This window comes from uncultured Escherichia sp. (genome assembly GCF_948475835.1).
Lineage (GTDB): Bacteria > Pseudomonadota > Gammaproteobacteria > Enterobacterales > Enterobacteriaceae > ECMA0423.
Genome location: NZ_CAOLGM010000005.1, coordinates 36,784 through 50,229, shown reverse-complemented (window position 1 = coordinate 50,229; position 13,446 = coordinate 36,784). Strand labels below are relative to the sequence as shown.

Genomic DNA, 13,446 nt, shown 5'->3' with positions numbered 1-13,446 from the left:
GGGTTGGCGTAACCGGGAAACCGACCGGCGCGGATCTCTCCGCCCCCACACAGCCCACCATAATTCAGATGTGCGCGTGCATACGACAATAAAAAACACGCTCGCGGCGTGTATCTGTCGCGGTCTCTATCCAGGACGCCAATCCCGACGCCAGATTTTGCTGGCGCGTGAGGAATATAGCCCCGGATAACAGATTGAGTCAACAGACGGTTTTTAGATCCCCGGAAGAGAATGCATCACGCATCGGCAGATAGAGCATAAACTCTGCCATTTTCAACCACGCATCTATGCGATTACGGCACGTGGCGTAACACCACTCAGGGTGTGAATCATTCAGCAATTCAGCCATTTTTCGCTTAGTCACCCCCCGCCCTTCATATCGTTGCCGGAGGATACAAATCAATCCTGGGTGTTCTGCCAGCACTTCACTAATCACCCGATCAATGCATAACGCCTCTGCATCAGTACAATGCACCAGCCAGCTTTTTTGCTTGCCGTTGATCATATCCCGCAAAAAAGCCTCAAGTTCAGGTTTGTCCAGACCTGCTTTTTTCATCCTCCGGAGCGCCTCGTTAATTGCCGTTTTTGTCAGCTTTTTAGAGGTCAGCAACTGGTTGAACATATTTCCCGTCTTACCGCCGCCAATATACGACCAGCGCCCCCACATGCGCAGTTTTCCCTGAATCCAGACACTTTCCAGCGTGGTGAGACGAAGGTGTTCCCCGCTTTTGCCTGTATTTGTTGGGTAAATCATAAATAACCTTCCTTTCTCCAGATTTCTTGTGTGCGAAAAACACCTTCTGCATGCATCAGGCGTAATTCTTCTTTGGTGTAATCGCTGGTTTTTACCCGCCCGTCGATTAAATCTTGGCATGAGCTACAGGCAATCGCTGCCTGCATATCGTGTGGTTTTGTCGCTGTTCCGCACGTCCCCGCCAGCCTGTAATGCGCCAGCACAGAAGTTTCGGGATTGTGATTGCAGTAGCCAGAAATTCTGACGGTGCACATCTGCCCCCGCGCCGCTTTACGTAAATCCACCATTACGCAAACTCCAGTAACTGTACGGCCACATTTTCGACTTCCTCCGGAGAGGAAAATTTACGGAACAGGATCCAGTTCCACAGCACATTCAGTACAGATTTATAAACCTGCTGAAACTCGGTTTCGTCCATGTTCGCAAATGCGATAGATTTTGCCCTGCGCCCACGACTACCATCAGGATAAATATGCTCGGTGTAAAATCCGGCCTGAATGGTTACCCACTCGCGGAAAGCCTCAAACGACTTTAGCAATGCCGTATCCCGGGTTCTGCGTGTCGCAACTGTATTCAGATATTGCTCTGCGGCTTCGCTCAGAGCTGGCGTATGTTCCCGACCTACTGATTCGCACAGGTACTCAACGAAACCTGATACCAGTTCTCGTTCTCGAGGCGTGATCACCCCACCGCTTGGAGTCCAGTAATCGAATCCCAGTTGCAGGAGTTTGAAAAAACGCTTATGAAATGCGTAGTTACGCACACGCTTAAAGTCTGCGTGTATCCACTCACCTATTTTGATTTGATGCAAAAAATCGCAACTCTCCGGCGTCGCCGGGAGAAGTAATCCGGAAGAGGTTTGTTTGACCAGTTGTATATGCGCCATCGTAGTTCTCCGCTGGCGCAGTAGAATGGGTGTTCAGCCCGTTATGTAGTATAACAGAATTAATGCCAATACTAACAGGATGCTCTGACTCGCAATTCATCCAGCAGTTTATCATTTCCCATAATGTCACTTACCCTCATCGGTAAAAAAATTGCCTTTCGACCATTACGATACATCATTGATTTTGGGATTTCAGGGAAGTAATCCATTTCGACTATAACTGACAGGTCATCACGACGTATGACTGCGTATTTGCTACTAAATAGTTTCTTTATTTTTTCCACGATGCCTCCAGGTTTATAAGTACAAAAGGTTATATCCACATAGAGACAAAAATATTAATCTGAAAAATATTTATTTCACGCCGTATATTTGATTATTTAATGTGCAGGTACAATGACTTTTATTTTGTGTTGTGTATATAATCAAATATATGGTTATTTTTCACCCTGCGTATTCAGCGCGCAACAAAAAACCCGCCGAAACGGGTTAAGCGCGGGTGCGTTGAGGATGCCTGACTCATCAGAGGTGGCGAGGGATTTCTCCCTCGCCTGGTCTCTTACTCCTCAGGTTCGTAAGCTGTGAAGACAGCGACCTCCGTCTGGCCGGTTCGGATTCCTACCTCGCAGAGGTCTTTCCTCGTTACCAGTGCCGTCACTATGACGGTTAAACAGATGACGATCAGGGCGACTAACATCGCCTTTTGCTGCTTCATAGCCTGCTTCTCCTTGCCTTTCGGCACGTAAGAGGCTAACCTACATGTGTTCAGCATGGATTGAGCCTCAGATTAATGTTAAGCGTCTTGCAGGACGCGTAATGTTAACTGGGGCTTTTCTCTATCTGCCTTTGGTGTTCGTGCCTGAGGCAGACAGCCTCAAGCACCCATTATGATTTTAACCAAAGTCTTTATATCTATAAAGAGGCACAATATTACTCGATATATCATCATGTGTGCGCCTTATTCCAAACATTTTGGAAACAAAGCGTTCCCTCACTCCCGACATATCCAGTATCTGCTTCCAAGAAGATATATCCAGCAATTCAACTGCACAGGAAAGTAAGCGAGGTTTTTCCTCAGGGATTAACTCATCCCCCATCTCTCCCTTAATCGTCCCTCTTTTATTTAGATGGATAAATCCCGTTCTCATTTGTTGTGGCGTAATCAGCCCCAAAACCGTAGCACGATAAATACACATGCGAAGACTGATTTTCCATCGTTCTTTGAAATTAATTAGTGCATTCCAGTCAAGATGCGATCCTCGCATTTTAGGAAATTCATTAACGAACGAAACTCTAGGTACAAGGAATGCGCTCGAAAAATAATCCGCATGATGTTCTGTAATTTTATCCCCTGTTATAATCCCTTCATGCAAAACAAGATGCCCCAGTTCATGACCGAGATCTGAGCGAAATCGACACACACTCTTTTTCGCGGAATTTCTAATTATCAATGGGCGTTTACTATTAATAGTAAACGCATCAATACGATCATCCACGCCAGATACATGAGCAACAACAACCCCAATACTTTCCACGAAATTAACCATTGAAGATATCGGTCCCAGCCCCAAACCCCAATACCTTCTACAGGCCTCGGCAATTCTTTCAATATCTTCATCGGAGTTCAAAGGTAATCCGGACGTATCAGGAAAGTTCAATTCTGGAAGAACTATTTCTGTTTCCAAACACTTTACAAACTGCTCCAAAATTTCAGCTCGAGCCAGAATACTATTAGTTAAGGACTGCGTCCTTGATCTCTTGCTTCTGAAATGGCAGTTCTCGCTGTCTAATGGTGATTTCCTTCCAGTGAAGAAAAACGACTCTTTAACATCCAGATAATCTGCAAGAGCTGTCAACATCTGAGATGAAGGGGGATAACCACGCTCTAACTTGTTTATAAATTGCCGAGTCACCCCCAAAGCAGTAGCAAGCTCTTCGCCCGTAACCCCTTTAGCCTGACGAGCTAATTTTAAGCAGTCACCACGATAATTACCCATAGAATCAAATAGTTCCATATTTATCACTATCTGCTTTTTTCGCATTCTTAACACGCCGCTGCAAATTCAGCGGTGGTGTTTCCACGGCCTCTGGCAATACGTCAGTATTAGCTGCTTGTACTGGAGCATGGACTTTAGACACCAATTCGTATCTACTCACTACATTATTTGATGAATCAAAACCTATCAGGGCTAAAAGCCACGTTGGAGGTTCGATATCTTCATCTTTTTTATTTGCAGATGGCAATTTTTCAGCCAGAACACGCCATGTAACATCATGTTCAAAATTAACATCATCTTCAAAAAGAGATAACTGACGACACTCAACATCATTTTTACATAAGCGATGTTTCTTTTTTGGTGAATCCAGTTTATCGGTCACAAACTGTAACGGCACCCTGTTCAGGGTAAACACAAAATTCAGAGGTGTTGAAAGAATCGCCACTCCTTTGAGTTTTTTATGATTTTTTACAAGAAAGTTTTTTATCCATCCATAGGCCCTACATCCATTAATCCAGTTATCATCATACTCATGGCGATGGAACCATAATTCGCCAAGTACGTTAGCAAATTGCTGAAGAAGATTGATAACAGATTTTTCATCCAAACAAGGATTGATTTCAAAACACGGTTGGAGATTCTGTTCAGACGGCATAAGGTATCCCTCTCTCTTAAAACTCCGCTCATCTTTACGCAAAATTTTATTTTTGTAAACCTAATCTTTGGCGGATTTCACGAATTCGTCAACCAGTCGAACAAACTTTAACCACAATACATATTTATCTACATTGATATGAGTATCGCTAACACTATTGTGGGCATTCAGCTAGTATTACCAAGCCTTCAGGTGCGCGAAGTTGTTCCGCACAGTGCAGCAGCGCATCAGTGGCTTCCTTAAGCGTCACAGTGTCGCCATCACCCAGTCCTGCAATTTTTTCGTGCCTGACAAACGCCGCGCAAAGGTCGTTAAACGCCCCTGCCCGCACATCCGCCAGGAAAGCGTTGGCAGCAGCCAAATCCTGGTAGTCAATCCCGCTCACAGTACCGCCTCCTGAAAATTACCCTGATAGAAAGCCAGTACACGCTGCATAACTTCGCTTTTACGACACTCAGTACAAATTATATTATGACGCCTGTCATAGCGGCGTATTTCTCCGTCTGGTAATGACCATATAATGTCCGGATCAACCGCAGATGGTTTCTTCAGCTTTGCCCTTGAGAGCTTTTTACGGGCATTTTGCCAGTCCTTACGCGCCTGTTCAGACGGGAATAACCCGTAACCAGAGCTGTATACATCGCCACTGGCAACCAGCTCTCTGGTCAGAACGCTCATCAGATATCTTGTTGCCCCAGTTTTAGCTTCCAGTTGTCGTAACGTCTCGCGCCCACTCTGGCGTACGAGTTCAACAACCAGCCCTTTAATTTTTTCCCGCTCTTCTTGTGTAAAAACTTTTGCCACAAGCCCTCCTGAAAATTACCTCATGACCAGAAATTAACACTTATCACCTGAAGCCCGGCGGAATTTCGTTATCCGGTTCAGAAATATGATTCACACAACGCTGGCTGTTCGTGCCGCTTACCGGGAGCAACCAGGGGTTCTCAAAATTCCGGTCCGGTCCAAAAAACGTCGTCGCTCGCTGAACAAATTCCGTTCCCGTTTTCCCGGTAGTCGCCAGGTATCTTGCGTAACGCCTCACGCCATCCAGCATGGCCTCTGGTGGCACCCCCTCGCGTAATCTGGCCTTCCAGGCACTGAAAGCGGATTTCTTCGGGTTTGCTCCGGCACGCAACGGGTACTCCCGCCAGACCTGTTCGAACACATCCGGATAATCCACTCGTCCCACAGACTGCCCGGTGTTTTCCGGGACTACCCGATCGGCTTCCCGCTGAATGGCGGAATCGGCTTCGGGCTGCTGCAGTTGGTGTGATTGCTCCGGCCTTGCGGTCATCACCTGCTGCACAGCGCCCGAATCGGCTTTCAGCGCATACGCTGAATCGGCTTCCGGTGTCGTGCCTGCTGGCTGACCAGGATTGACGGTCTGAACATCCCCTGCCTGGTTCGTGGCGTTTTTTACGCCATGGACCATAGTGTTTTGATCTTCTTGATCTGTATCTTTATCTGTATCTTTATCTGTCGTGACTCGTCGTGACATGTGCGTGACATTTCGTGACGCGCCGTGACAATCGCTATTTTGTTCCCGCTTTCTTTCCCTCTCTCGCTGCGCCCTCTTGCGCTCTGCAGGAGATTTTGCGGTTTGCGAAATATTGCCGTTGTCCTCTTTCAGCACCTGGCGTTTTTCCCATCCAGTGATTAAATCACCATCAAGTACCCGCCCCTGCATCGTCTGCAAAATTGAATCAATTACCTCTTCTGTCACGTCGAGCGCACTTGCCAAATCTTCTGTCGTGACATCAATGTGACCTCGCGTGACATTTCGTGACGCGCTCACCAGGAGGTGGATATACACTGCCATCACTGTTGCAATTGGCTGCCCTGACACCCTGGCAATTGTTCGCCACTTAGGGTCATTTGGCATGTCATGCCATAATCTGAGCCAGGCGTTAGCCATACTCACCTCTTCTGATACCGAATCTGTTTACTCACGAGTTGCCGGAAGCGATTCGATATGGCTATTGTCAGTCAATGTACTGCCACAGCATTTCCTGCCGGGCCACCACGGTTCATCTGATTGAAACCGGCGATTGCCACTGCGACAAAATCATCAGCGTCTCTCACCAGTCGCTCCCGCGTCTCCACCAGCTCCCGAAAATAAGCTGAACTGTGGCTGCGCATTCTGGCCACCAGCAAAGGTGGCATTGCCTTTTCGATCGCTGGTAACAACGCCTGAATTTTTTTAACCGCATCAGGAGTGTCTTTCTCCACCCAGCGGAAAATTTTCTGGGTATTGCGAGCCAGGGCTTCCGGATGGCTGTCGTCGTACAGCTCAGGAAACGTCATGCCCAGCTCGAAATAAGCCCTGGTTATCCTGGCTGCTGGCACTTTTTCACCGTCCGGATGCGCCCAGGCATTCATCGCCATGCGGATATGCTCATGCTTGATTTTCATGAATCAACTCCATCAGATAAGCATGCACTACAATCACCTTCAGCATGAACTACATGCGTTTGCCCCAAACGAATGCCGCTCGCATACTCAGGCCAAATAAGTTCCCAATCATGGGGTCGTAGCTCCGCCCTACTTACTTGGCCTTCCGTAGCAGATTCGATCATAAGGGCGCGGGTTGGAGATATAGCTGCTCGTCCAGACGCCATTTGCGATAAGTAAGATGGCGATACACCAAGTCTGGCCGCGAATTTCTTAGCATCACCAACCCTCAATGATTTAATAAACTCTTTTAATGTCATACCTTCCTCGATTTAGTGTTTTTTGCGAGTTTAGTGTTTAATAAACCATTAAGTCAAGTATTTGCTTGTTTAGTGATTACTAAAGATAATTACCACATGCAAAAAAAAGAAATTCGCCGTTTACGTCTCAAGGAGTGGTTTAAAGATAAAACTCTGCCACCCAAAGAGAAGAGCTACCTATCTCAACTAATGAGTGGGAGAGCCTCGTTTGGAGAAAAGGCTGCCAGAAGAATAGAGCAAACATACGGGATGCCGGATGGGTATCTAGATGTGGAATACGCAGAACAACCTGAGGTTTCTCCACCACATGCAGGGTTAACGTCTAATCAACTGGAATTATTGCAGATTTTTTCAGCCTTCCCTGAGGATGAGCAACGCCAGATAATCAGCGAGTTAAAGCAGAAAAAAGAATCAATGGAAGATCTCATAGCGAGATGGATTGCGGCGCAAAAATGCCGCCGCGCCTGAGTTATAAAACCGGAGGAAACATGAATAGAGTCCTTTCACCAATGGTTTCTGAATTTGAAACCATTGAACAAGAAAACAGTTACAACGAATGGCTGCGTGCGAAAGTAGCAACAAGCCTTGCAGATCCGCGCCCAGCAATTCCCCATGACGAAGTTGAGCGCAGAATGGCAGAACGCTTTGCTAAAATGCGGAAGGAACGGAGCAAGCAGTAAAATGTTACCCGTGTTATGGCTTGAAAGTGCAGATACCGACCTAGATGATATAACTAGTTATATTGCTCGTTTCGACGTAGATGCGGCTGAACGCTTATGGCAGCGATTAAGGGGTTGTGTGCTGCCATTATCCGAACATCCGTATTTATACCCACCAAGCGACAGAGTACCTGGCTTGCGTGAGATTGTGGCCCACCCTAACTATATAATTCTATACCGCGTAACAACATCAAGCGTTGAAGTAGTAAACGTGATCCACGCAAGACGCCAGTTTCCCTAACTTTCACTACCAATAGAAACATAACAACCGCAACGACTTTATCAAAAGCGTTGTGTTTGTTACGCCCCATGGTTTAGTTTTTACTTGACTTAAGTTTAATGTTTATTAAACTAAATCTACCAACCCATCCCGCCCCACCAGAGAACGGCAGGACAATACCTCGAGTTATCCAGCCACTGAACAGGGCTAAGTAGCCAGCCTGAGGCATACGAACATGACGGCAGTTGTTGATTGATACAAAGCGCAGTAGATAAAACGTTCCGCCACCCGGCGTTAAGGGGAAATGAGGTCAACATGGATACTATCGATCTTGGCAACAACGAATCTCTGGTATGTGGCGTGTTTCCCAATCAGGACGGCACATTCACCGCCATGACGTATACCAAAAGCAAAACGTTTAAAACCGAAGCTGGCGCACGTCGCTGGCTTGCCAGAAATACTTGCTAATCCATTATTTGGATTAATTCAATATTCTCGCTGTAGGGGTATAGCAGAAACCACCAAAGCCCGGAGGTGGTGAAATAAAACCGGGCACAACACGAAGGCGCATTTCCGATATCCATAAAGAGTCGGTCTTGTCTGTTAAATTTAAATGGTGGGAGTGCGCCTCCGGTTGTAAATAACGACATTGCTATGTGTAGTCTTTGGCGGCATCAGTTCTACTCCGTGGCTGCCCTGCCGCCCCTTTTTAAAGTGAATTTTGTGATGCGGTGAATGCGGCTAAGCGCACGCGGCACAGTTAAAAGCATCAGTGTTATGGGTGGATTATCCGGCGTTAATTGTTAACTGGTTAACGTCACCTGGAGGCACCAGGCACCGTATCGACAAAATTCATTTGTAAAAATGGAGATAATTATGATTGCTCATCACTTCGGAACTGATGAAATACCACGTCAGTGTGTGACCCCTGGCGATTATGTTCTTCATGAAGGTCGGACATATATCGCCTCGGCAAACAATATTAAAAAGCGAAAACTTTATATTCGTAGCCTGACTACAAAAACATGCATTTCTGACTGCATGATTAAAGTCTTCCTCGGTCGTGATGGTTTACCTGTAAAGGCGGAGTCATGGTAATAACTAAGAAAATAAAATGTGCTTATCACCTTTGCAATAAAGAAATTGAAGAAAGCAAAATCATTACAAGACCACTTCATTTCATGCGTGGCGTTATACCAACGACGGAAGTGAAAAAATATTGTAGTGAAATCTGTGCCGAAAAAGACCAGATGGCACACGAACTTTAATTAACTGACTATCCGAAACTAAATTTATGCCAGCAATGGCAGGGATTCGCTCAACCTTAATTAAGGAGAAAAACATGATTACCAGTTATGAAGCCACTGTTGTAACGACCGATGACATTGTTCACGAGGTTAATCTGGAAGGAAAGCGTATTGGCTACGTGATTAAAACAGAAAATAAAGAAACCCCATTCACTGTGGTTGATATCGACGGTCCATCAGGCAACGTAAAAACACTTGATGAAGGTGTCACAAAAATGTGCCTGGTTCACATCGGAAAGAATCTGCCCGCAGAAAAAAAAGCCGGATTTCTGGCAACTCTGATTGCAATGAAATTAGGCGGTGAAATCTGAAAGAAATAGCCTGCGCCATACGCAGGCTATGAACAGTGTGTATCCGGCAAGATCATTCACTGAACAAAACGAATTTTAATCTGAGTTGAGGTTAAAAAACAATGAGCACAAAACCACTCTTCCTGTTACGGAAAGCGAAAAAATCATCCGGTGAACCTGACGTCGTCCTGTGGGCAAGCGACGATTTTGAATCGACCTGTGCCACTCTGGACTACCTGCTCGTTAAGTCAGGCAAAAAACTGAGCAGCTATTTTAAACCTGTTGCCACGAATTTTCCTGTCGTTAATGACCTTCCCCCTGAAGGTGAGATCGATTTTACCTGGAGTGACCGCTATCAACTCAGCAAAGACTCCATGACCTGGGAACTAAAACCGGGAGCAGCGCCAGACGACGTTCACCACCAGGATAATGCTCAAGAAACCAAAGAACTGGCGGGAGGCCAGGAAGAAAACGCGCAGGCAGACGCCCACGAGGATTGCCAGGATTGCGAAGTCTCTGTAGCCACTTTGCGGTTCACACAGCGTCTTCTGCACATTTTTACGTATGCAGCCGGGGATCGGAAATACCTGCATCATGCCACCCGTGAACAACGCAAACACATTACTGCTCTTGAGATGGATCAGGAAAACAGCTATGTCCAGAATCTGCTGTTGGCCATACGCAGCATGGCAGAACCGACAACTCTGGATAATGCCGCCCTGCTCCGCCTGACTGATGCAATTAAGGCAGTGTTCTCTATCACGAAAAAACATCAGCCCTATGAATTTAAGAATTTCATTTCAGCCTGGCTGGATACCGAACACATTGATCGCGGTCTTCTGACAAAAGAATGGCGAAAAGGAAATCGTGTTTCACGCATCACGCGCACGGCTTCCGGCGCTAATGCTGGCGGCGGGAACCTCACCGATCGCGGCGAAGGTTTCGTTCACGATCTGACGTCACTGGCGCGCGACGTAGCCACTGGCGTACTGGCTCGTTCAATGGACGTGGACATTTATAACCTTCATCCGGCACACGCTAAACGTGTCGAGGAAATTATCGCTGAAAATAAACCACCCTTTTCTGTTTTCCGCGACAAATTCATCACCATGCCTGGCGGGCTGGATTATTCCCGCGCCATCGTGGTTGCGTCCGTAAAAGAAGCACCAATTGGGATCGAGGTTATCCCCGCACACGTCACTGAATATCTGAACAAAGTACTGACTGAAACTGATCATGCCAACCCTGATCCAGAAATCGTGGATATTGCCTGCGGTCGTTCCTCTGCCCCGATGCCGCAGCGTGTAACAGAAGAAGAAAAACAGGATGATGAAGAAAAACTGCAACCATCTTGCGCAATGGCAGATGAACAGGCAACGGCTGAAACAGTGGAACCGGATGCAACTGAACATCATCAGGACACGCAGCCGCTGGATTCTCAGTCACAGGTAAATTCTGTTGATGCGAAATATCAGAAACTGCGGGCAGAACTCCATGAAGCCCGGAAAAACATTCCGCCCAAAAATCCTGTCGATACAGACAAATTACTGGCTGCCTCTCGCGGAGAATTTGTTGAAGGGATTAGCGACCCGAATGATCCGAAATGGGTTAAGGGGATCCAGACCCGCGACTCTATATACCAGAATCAGCCAGAAACGGAACAGAACGACCAAAATACGCAACAGAACGAGCCAGAAACGGAACAGCCTGAGCCAGTAGTGCAACAACAGGAAACGGAGAAAGTTTGCACCGCCTGCGGTCAGTCTGACGGGGATAACTGCCCTGACTGTGGTGCGGTGATGGGCGACGCAACATATCAGGAAACATTCGATGACGAGAATCAGGTTGAAGTTCGGGAAAATGAGCCGGAGAAAATGGAAGGCGCTGAACATCCACACAAGGAGAATGCTGGCAGCGATCCGCATCGCGATTGCAGTGATGAAACTGGCGAAGCAACAGCTTCATCATTAGAAAAACTCGACTGGAAAAGACAAGTGGTGATTGCGGCGGTTTACGGTTTATGTGCGAATCCTGCAGGAATAGCCTCAGCGCCATTAATTCCGGGTATTGCAATGATGATCGCAAACAAACTTGAAAATTTTGGGGTAACAGATGATGAGCACATGCCCGATTTTTGATCGCATTGTAGAGCTGGCATGGTCACGCCACTACCAGAAGATCGTTCGCGAAGAAAAAGAAACGGAACTGGCGGACGACCTGGAGAAAGGTCTGCCTCAGCACCTGTTTGAATCGCTCTGCATCGACCATTTGCAACGCCACGGTGCCAGCAAACAGGCAATCAGTCGCGCATTTGATGACGATGTTGAATTTCAGGAACGCATGGCAGAACACATCCGGTACATGGTTGAAACCATTGCTCGTCACCAGGTTGATATTGATTCAGAGGTATAAAACAAATGAGTACAGCACTTGCAACACTGGCCGGGAAGCTGGCTGAACGTGTCGGCATGGATACTGTCGACCCGCAGGAACTGATCGCCACTCTTCGCCAGACGGCATTTAAAGGCAATGCCAGCGATGCGCAGTTTATCGCACTGCTGATCGTCGCCAACCAGTACGGCCTTAATCCGTGGACGAAAGAGATTTACGCCTTCCCTGATAAGCAGAACGGTATCGTTCCGGTGGTGGGCGTTGATGGCTGGTCACGCATCATCAATGAAAACCAGCAGTTTGATGGCATGGACTTTGAGCAGGACAATGAATCCTGTACATGCCGGATTTACCGCAAAGATCGTAATCATCCGATCTGCGTTACCGAGTGGATGGATGAATGCCGCCGCGCACCATTCAAAACCAGCGAAGGCAGAGAAATCACGGGGCCGTGGCAGTCGCATCCCAAACGGATGTTACGGCATAAAGCCATGATCCAGTGTGCCCGTCTGGCCTTCGGATTTGCTGGCATCTATGACAAGGATGAGGCCGAGCGCATTGTCGAAAACGCCGCATACACTGCGGAAAGTCAGCCGGAACGCGACATCACTCCGGTTAACGATGAAACCATGCAGGAGATTAACGCTCTGCTAATCGCCCTGGGTAAAACATGGGATGAGGACTTATTGCCGCTCTGTTCCCAGATACTTCGCCGCGACATTCGCGCATCGTCAGAACTGACACAAGCCGAGGCGGTAAAAGCTCTTGGATTCCTGAAACAGAAAGCCGCAGGGCAGAAGGTGGCAGCATGACACCAGACATTATCCTGCAGCGTACCGGGATCGACGTGATAACTGTCGAACAGGGAGATGATGCGTGGCACAAATTACGGCTAGGTGTCATCACAGCTTCAGACGTTCACAACGTGATAGCAAAACCCCGCTCAGGAAAAAAGTGGCCAGACATGAAAATGTCCTACTTCCACACCTTGCTTGCCGAGGTTTGCACCGGTGTGGCTCCTGAAGTTAACGCTAAGGCGCTGGCCTGGGGAAAACAGTACGAGAACGACGCCAGAGCCCTGTTTGAGTTTACTTCCGGCGTGGATGTTACTGAATCCCCGATCATCTATCGCGACGAGACTATGCGCACCGCCTGCTCTCCCGATGGTTTATGCAATGACGGCAACGGCCTTGAGCTGAAATGCCCGTTCACCTCCCGGGATTTCATGAAGTTCCGGCTCGGTGGTTTCGAGGCCATAAAGTCGGCTTACATGGCCCAGGTGCAGTACAGCATGTGGGTGACGCAAAAAGATGCCTGGTACTTTGCCAACTATGACCCGCGTATGAAGCGTGAAGGCCTGCATTATGTCGTGGTTGAGCGGGATGAAAAGTACATGGCGAGTTTTGACGAGATGGTGCCAGAATTCATCGAAAAAATGGACGAGGCACTGGCTGAAATTGGTTTTGTATTTGGGGAGCAATGGAAATGAGCGCAGCCACAAAGCTCACAGGAGAAA

21 protein-coding genes and 2 pseudogenes are annotated in these 13,446 nt (G+C 47.5%); 11 read left to right on the top strand and 12 right to left on the bottom strand.

Annotated features, from left to right (window positions below; genetic code table 11):
• Window positions 1-199: 199 nt before the first annotated feature.
• The 12 genes and pseudogenes from QZF50_RS02120 to QZF50_RS02070 form a co-directional block, all read right to left on the bottom strand.
• Window positions 200-754, bottom strand: coding sequence for a DUF1133 family protein (locus QZF50_RS02120; RefSeq protein ID WP_290378067.1), 555 nt, complete (start codon window positions 752-754; stop codon window positions 200-202).
• Window positions 751-1,041: a DUF1364 domain-containing protein gene (locus tag QZF50_RS02115; RefSeq protein ID WP_061892286.1), complete on the bottom strand. Its 291-nt coding sequence runs from the start codon at window positions 1,039-1,041 to the stop codon at window positions 751-753. Before QZF50_RS02115 ends, QZF50_RS02120 begins: the two co-directional genes overlap by 4 nt.
• Window positions 1,041-1,640 carry a DUF1367 family protein gene (locus tag QZF50_RS02110; RefSeq protein WP_016236030.1) on the bottom strand — a complete coding sequence of 200 codons (600 nt, stop codon included), beginning with the start codon at window positions 1,638-1,640 and terminating at the stop codon, window positions 1,041-1,043. The genes QZF50_RS02115 and QZF50_RS02110 overlap by 1 nt, the downstream gene beginning before the upstream one ends.
• Window positions 1,641-1,711: 71 nt before the next feature.
• Window positions 1,712-1,924 carry a hypothetical protein gene (locus QZF50_RS23725; RefSeq protein ID WP_000411311.1) on the bottom strand — a complete coding sequence of 71 codons (213 nt, stop codon included), beginning with the start codon at window positions 1,922-1,924 and terminating at the stop codon, window positions 1,712-1,714.
• Window positions 1,925-2,199: 275 nt separating this feature from the next.
• Entirely contained in the window at window positions 2,200-2,355 is a 156-nt protein-coding gene (hokD, locus tag QZF50_RS02105) for a type I toxin-antitoxin system toxin HokD (protein WP_197733141.1), read from the bottom strand.
• A gap of 178 nt (window positions 2,356-2,533) precedes the next feature.
• Window positions 2,534-3,655 carry an XRE family transcriptional regulator gene (locus tag QZF50_RS02100; protein ID WP_061892725.1) on the bottom strand — a complete coding sequence of 374 codons (1,122 nt, stop codon included), beginning with the start codon at window positions 3,653-3,655 and terminating at the stop codon, window positions 2,534-2,536.
• Window positions 3,642-4,292 (bottom strand): hypothetical protein, encoded by a 651-nt coding sequence (locus tag QZF50_RS02095; RefSeq protein WP_001138877.1) that lies wholly within the window; start codon window positions 4,290-4,292, stop codon window positions 3,642-3,644. Before QZF50_RS02095 ends, QZF50_RS02100 begins: the two co-directional genes overlap by 14 nt.
• A gap of 154 nt (window positions 4,293-4,446) precedes the next feature.
• Window positions 4,447-4,641 (bottom strand): annotated as a pseudogene (locus tag QZF50_RS02090) (hypothetical protein); the annotation flags it as partial.
• Between the two features lie 32 nt (window positions 4,642-4,673).
• Entirely contained in the window at window positions 4,674-5,096 is a 423-nt protein-coding gene (locus QZF50_RS02085) for a DUF977 family protein (RefSeq protein WP_061892355.1), read from the bottom strand.
• A 43-nt stretch (window positions 5,097-5,139) separates the two neighbouring features.
• A complete protein-coding gene (locus tag QZF50_RS02080; RefSeq protein WP_061892356.1) occupies window positions 5,140-6,207 on the bottom strand; it encodes a hypothetical protein in 1,068 nt (355 codons plus the stop codon).
• Between the two features lie 71 nt (window positions 6,208-6,278).
• The gene (locus QZF50_RS02075) at window positions 6,279-6,704 is read right to left on the bottom strand and encodes a toxin YdaT family protein (protein ID WP_061892357.1); all 426 of its coding nucleotides are present in this window, start codon (window positions 6,702-6,704) and stop codon (window positions 6,279-6,281) included.
• Window positions 6,701-7,003, bottom strand: a complete 303-nt coding sequence (locus tag QZF50_RS02070; RefSeq protein WP_000172735.1) for a transcriptional regulator — start codon at window positions 7,001-7,003, stop codon at window positions 6,701-6,703. Before QZF50_RS02070 ends, QZF50_RS02075 begins: the two co-directional genes overlap by 4 nt.
• A 96-nt stretch (window positions 7,004-7,099) precedes the next feature.
• On the opposite strand from QZF50_RS02070, the gene QZF50_RS02065 reads away from it, so the two are divergent.
• From QZF50_RS02065 to QZF50_RS02015, 11 genes and pseudogenes are all read left to right on the top strand, one after another.
• The gene (locus QZF50_RS02065) at window positions 7,100-7,471 is read left to right on the top strand and encodes a hypothetical protein (protein ID WP_135405263.1); all 372 of its coding nucleotides are present in this window, start codon (window positions 7,100-7,102) and stop codon (window positions 7,469-7,471) included.
• 20 nt (window positions 7,472-7,491) lie between these two features.
• Entirely contained in the window at window positions 7,492-7,683 is a 192-nt protein-coding gene (locus tag QZF50_RS02060) for a hypothetical protein (RefSeq protein ID WP_061892363.1), read from the top strand.
• Between the two features lies 1 nt (window position 7,684).
• The gene (locus tag QZF50_RS02055; RefSeq protein WP_061892358.1) at window positions 7,685-7,963 is read left to right on the top strand and encodes a type II toxin-antitoxin system RelE/ParE family toxin; all 279 of its coding nucleotides are present in this window, start codon (window positions 7,685-7,687) and stop codon (window positions 7,961-7,963) included.
• A 294-nt stretch (window positions 7,964-8,257) separates the two neighbouring features.
• Window positions 8,258-8,410, top strand: coding sequence for a DUF1391 family protein (locus QZF50_RS02050; protein WP_000379551.1), 153 nt, complete (start codon window positions 8,258-8,260; stop codon window positions 8,408-8,410).
• A gap of 408 nt (window positions 8,411-8,818) precedes the next feature.
• Window positions 8,819-9,040, top strand: coding sequence for a killing protein KilR (kilR, locus tag QZF50_RS02045; protein WP_000560226.1), 222 nt, complete (start codon window positions 8,819-8,821; stop codon window positions 9,038-9,040).
• A complete protein-coding gene (locus QZF50_RS02040; protein WP_061892283.1) occupies window positions 9,034-9,210 on the top strand; it encodes a YdaE family protein in 177 nt (58 codons plus the stop codon). The genes kilR and QZF50_RS02040 overlap by 7 nt, the downstream gene beginning before the upstream one ends.
• Window positions 9,211-9,284: 74 nt before the next feature.
• The gene (locus QZF50_RS02035) at window positions 9,285-9,560 is read left to right on the top strand and encodes a hypothetical protein (RefSeq protein ID WP_001484827.1); all 276 of its coding nucleotides are present in this window, start codon (window positions 9,285-9,287) and stop codon (window positions 9,558-9,560) included.
• A gap of 101 nt (window positions 9,561-9,661) precedes the next feature.
• Window positions 9,662-11,491: pseudogene (locus tag QZF50_RS02030) on the top strand (RecE family exodeoxyribonuclease); the annotation flags it as partial.
• Window positions 11,492-11,654: 163 nt separating this feature from the next.
• On the top strand, window positions 11,655-11,951 hold the full coding sequence (locus QZF50_RS02025; RefSeq protein WP_290388815.1) for a host-nuclease inhibitor Gam family protein: 297 nt from the start codon (window positions 11,655-11,657) through the stop codon (window positions 11,949-11,951).
• A 5-nt stretch (window positions 11,952-11,956) separates the two neighbouring features.
• On the top strand, window positions 11,957-12,742 hold the full coding sequence (bet, locus tag QZF50_RS02020) for a phage recombination protein Bet (RefSeq protein ID WP_001484907.1): 786 nt from the start codon (window positions 11,957-11,959) through the stop codon (window positions 12,740-12,742).
• Entirely contained in the window at window positions 12,739-13,419 is a 681-nt protein-coding gene (locus tag QZF50_RS02015) for a lambda exonuclease family protein (protein ID WP_000186708.1), read from the top strand. Before bet ends, QZF50_RS02015 begins: the two co-directional genes overlap by 4 nt.
• Window positions 13,420-13,446: the final 27 nt, after the last annotated feature.

What these genes read in the sequence shown, in the direction of transcription:
- QZF50_RS02120 (WP_290378067.1), bottom strand. Translation starts at nt 754, where the DNA reads ATGATTTACCCAACAAATACAGGCAAAAGCGGGGAACACCTTCGTCTC.
- QZF50_RS02115 (WP_061892286.1), bottom strand. Translation starts at nt 1,041, where the DNA reads ATGGTGGATTTACGTAAAGCGGCGCGGGGGCAGATGTGCACCGTCAGA.
- QZF50_RS02110 (WP_016236030.1), bottom strand. Translation starts at nt 1,640, where the DNA reads ATGGCGCATATACAACTGGTCAAACAAACCTCTTCCGGATTACTTCTC.
- hokD (WP_197733141.1), bottom strand. Translation starts at nt 2,355, where the DNA reads ATGAAGCAGCAAAAGGCGATGTTAGTCGCCCTGATCGTCATCTGTTTA.
- QZF50_RS02100 (WP_061892725.1), bottom strand. Translation starts at nt 3,655, where the DNA reads ATGGAACTATTTGATTCTATGGGTAATTATCGTGGTGACTGCTTAAAA.
- QZF50_RS02095 (WP_001138877.1), bottom strand. Translation starts at nt 4,292, where the DNA reads ATGCCGTCTGAACAGAATCTCCAACCGTGTTTTGAAATCAATCCTTGT.
- QZF50_RS02080 (WP_061892356.1), bottom strand. Translation starts at nt 6,207, where the DNA reads ATGGCTAACGCCTGGCTCAGATTATGGCATGACATGCCAAATGACCCT.
- QZF50_RS02075 (WP_061892357.1), bottom strand. Translation starts at nt 6,704, where the DNA reads ATGAAAATCAAGCATGAGCATATCCGCATGGCGATGAATGCCTGGGCG.
- QZF50_RS02070 (WP_000172735.1), bottom strand. Translation starts at nt 7,003, where the DNA reads ATGACATTAAAAGAGTTTATTAAATCATTGAGGGTTGGTGATGCTAAG.
- QZF50_RS02065 (WP_135405263.1), top strand. Translation starts at nt 7,100, where the DNA reads ATGCAAAAAAAAGAAATTCGCCGTTTACGTCTCAAGGAGTGGTTTAAA.
- QZF50_RS02060 (WP_061892363.1), top strand. Translation starts at nt 7,492, where the DNA reads ATGAATAGAGTCCTTTCACCAATGGTTTCTGAATTTGAAACCATTGAA.
- QZF50_RS02055 (WP_061892358.1), top strand. Translation starts at nt 7,685, where the DNA reads ATGTTACCCGTGTTATGGCTTGAAAGTGCAGATACCGACCTAGATGAT.
- QZF50_RS02050 (WP_000379551.1), top strand. Translation starts at nt 8,258, where the DNA reads ATGGATACTATCGATCTTGGCAACAACGAATCTCTGGTATGTGGCGTG.
- kilR (WP_000560226.1), top strand. Translation starts at nt 8,819, where the DNA reads ATGATTGCTCATCACTTCGGAACTGATGAAATACCACGTCAGTGTGTG.
- QZF50_RS02040 (WP_061892283.1), top strand. Translation starts at nt 9,034, where the DNA reads ATGGTAATAACTAAGAAAATAAAATGTGCTTATCACCTTTGCAATAAA.
- QZF50_RS02035 (WP_001484827.1), top strand. Translation starts at nt 9,285, where the DNA reads ATGATTACCAGTTATGAAGCCACTGTTGTAACGACCGATGACATTGTT.
- QZF50_RS02025 (WP_290388815.1), top strand. Translation starts at nt 11,655, where the DNA reads ATGAGCACATGCCCGATTTTTGATCGCATTGTAGAGCTGGCATGGTCA.
- bet (WP_001484907.1), top strand. Translation starts at nt 11,957, where the DNA reads ATGAGTACAGCACTTGCAACACTGGCCGGGAAGCTGGCTGAACGTGTC.
- QZF50_RS02015 (WP_000186708.1), top strand. Translation starts at nt 12,739, where the DNA reads ATGACACCAGACATTATCCTGCAGCGTACCGGGATCGACGTGATAACT.